Below are 2259 nucleotides of genomic sequence, written 5' to 3' on the forward strand. Positions count from 1 at the left end.
CCGGAAAACAACTGTTTGGCATCAATCCGCACCAGTACTTGTAACGACCTACAATCGAAATGGCCTCGACCTGCAATCAATCCCGGTCGAAAAACGCAATGATTGCAGGTCAAGGCCGTTTCGATTGCAAGTCGTTATAGCTAGTCCACTTGGCGCAGGTGCATCCCCTTGGCCTCAAGCGCTCGCATCGATTCGACCGAATACAATGACTCGGGGACCAGTAGCAGGCGCTTTATGCCTATGGCCTCGCCAGTCTCCTGGCAAAAACCGTAGTCGCCCAGAGCGAGAATTTCCAGGGCCTTGTGCACATCGCTCAACGTCTGTCTGTCCCTTTCTATCATGGTTGCAGCCACCGCTCTGTTTTCCTCGTCGGAAGCGAAATCTGCTTCATCCGAGTGACGCTCGATCTCGCAACTGGCCTGAGAGCGGAGCAAGCGATTACGAAGCCCTGCGGCTTTGACCTCCAATCGATCTTTGAAAAAGGCCAGCTGGTCTATACTCATGTACTCGTCATCAGGTTGATCCAGCAGTTGCTCAACGCTCATCAATGCCATCTTGTGCTCCTGGTATGGTTGATCATTCAAACCGAGTGACCAACGAGCGCCACCGGCGCTTATGAGTAATAACAGGACCAGGCTTGCCATCGGTCACTTCGTTCTCAACGTTACTGCTCTGGGCTTCGACGGCGTCTGGGGCTTCAATCTGGATACATACATCCCCAGTGTCCTCTGAAACGCTTAGAACTTGGATCTGAATTCCATCGCCAATCATAATATTTTCATCTTCGCGGCGAGTCAGAAGGAGCATACGATTTTCCTATCTATATCAGCGTTCATCCTGTTCGGTAGGCAGCGGTGGCCATTTCTGGCTAAACCTTGACATAAACGATTGATCCCAATGACTTACTCCTGATCTTTTCATTGCATCCGTCTCGGGTACACCTTCAGATATCAGGCGCTCGGCAACCTCAAGGTGTATTTTTCTACGTTGATCTTCGAGTGATAGCACCACGAGGACCGCAACGGCTACGCCGAGAACAATCCCTATTACAGGTCCAACACTCATTAACGATCCAATCACTATTCTAACTCCCATCAGTGATTGGCAGCGATTGTGAATTTCCTCTATTCACTGCTTTACTCATCATCACGAAGGACCCAACCTGTTTTGGCAAAAGCCCACCTTGCCAATGCCTGGTCGCCAGTGTGTTCAGATTGAAATCTGTCCCATTCTGAACATGGAACACTGACGCATTTTGCTTTATTAATTGGTGTTCCGGTGTGCCCTCCCCGTGAGGTTAGCAGTACAGAATCATCGGACTGCAGGTTGAGATCGATCCGTACCAACAAAGGATGACCATATCCATTGCCTGTCACATTAAGCGGGACCGTGGAGGTTATGAATTCTTCGGTAAGTCTCTGCTTTGCGCTCATTAATTTTACACTCCCGTGCCATTGGCATAATCAGCCCAGTTTTTCTGTTGTTCGTGGAGCTGGTGGTGGACAGGGGGACTTGTCACCCTGGTTAGCAGCAGCCACCAAGCCCCTGGGCCCGGTAGCCCTTACTCCATCTTGTAGATGTCAGCTAGTCCCTGAACTCGTCCTTTTTCCCAGGCGGCAGCCTCCTGCCCTTCATAAGGATGCTCTTCATCTCGCGAGTCATACCCAAAAACAATACCGGCATAATAGCCTTCTTGCCACGGCACGGTTTCCAGCATCTGCGAATCATGACTCATAACGGTTTCACCACCGCCGCCGTTGTAGTGATCTGTCATCAGCATTTTCCGTGGTCAGTTGGCTTTGTGCTCGGGGGCACAAACGGGCGTACCAGTCAGCAACCGCGTGCAATATCGCGGCATGATGGAATCGGCGGCGCTTAGCTGTTCCAAACCTTCCACACCGGTTGCGATGTCTCACAGGCAGTTATCCAGTCGCCGATTTCCTGAATCATCTGCTGGGCCCGCTCCTCGTCGATATCGCCAATGTCTAGTTGACGCCACACGAAGCCAAGAAACGTACCCACTCCTTCGGGGAATTTAACGTTATCTTGATTCAGATTCATTTCCAGAAAGGGTGCGCCTTCGCAGTCGGCGTCACCATTAATCGCCTGGTGTGAAATGTGCCATCCAGTGTCGATCTTTTTGACTCGGAGTGAGGTGTTTGCTGACCAGCGAAGTGTTCGATAAGTAAGCTTGAATTCCATGGTTCTCACCTTCATTGAGGTCCCGATGTTCGTGGAGCTTGAACCGCCCCGGGTTTC

General features: G+C 51.0%; 4 protein-coding genes. All 4 read right to left on the reverse strand.

Annotated features, from left to right (window positions below; genetic code table 11):
- Positions 1–140: 140 nt before the first annotated feature.
- The gene (locus ALO64_RS07900; RefSeq protein ID WP_044345564.1) at positions 141–554 is read right to left on the reverse strand and encodes a TraR/DksA family transcriptional regulator; all 414 of its coding nucleotides are present in this window, start codon (positions 552–554) and stop codon (positions 141–143) included.
- A 22-nt stretch (positions 555–576) separates the two neighbouring features.
- A complete protein-coding gene (locus tag ALO64_RS07905) occupies positions 577–807 on the reverse strand; it encodes a carbon storage regulator (protein ID WP_044345562.1) in 231 nt (76 codons plus the stop codon).
- A gap of 754 nt (positions 808–1561) precedes the next feature.
- Positions 1562–1774, reverse strand: a complete 213-nt coding sequence (locus ALO64_RS07910) for a hypothetical protein (protein ID WP_044345561.1) — start codon at positions 1772–1774, stop codon at positions 1562–1564.
- A gap of 101 nt (positions 1775–1875) precedes the next feature.
- Positions 1876–2259: hypothetical protein (locus ALO64_RS07915; protein WP_217996271.1), on the reverse strand; the 384-nt coding region annotated here is incomplete at its 5' end.

Origin of the sequence: Pseudomonas meliae (assembly GCF_001400515.1) — a bacterium.
GTDB lineage: Bacteria > Pseudomonadota > Gammaproteobacteria > Pseudomonadales > Pseudomonadaceae > Aquipseudomonas > Aquipseudomonas amygdali.

What these genes read in the sequence shown, in the direction of transcription:
- ALO64_RS07900 (WP_044345564.1), bottom strand. Translation starts at nt 554, where the DNA reads ATGGCATTGATGAGCGTTGAGCAACTGCTGGATCAACCTGATGACGAG.
- ALO64_RS07905 (WP_044345562.1), bottom strand. Translation starts at nt 807, where the DNA reads ATGCTCCTTCTGACTCGCCGCGAAGATGAAAATATTATGATTGGCGAT.
- ALO64_RS07910 (WP_044345561.1), bottom strand. Translation starts at nt 1,774, where the DNA reads ATGACAGATCACTACAACGGCGGCGGTGGTGAAACCGTTATGAGTCAT.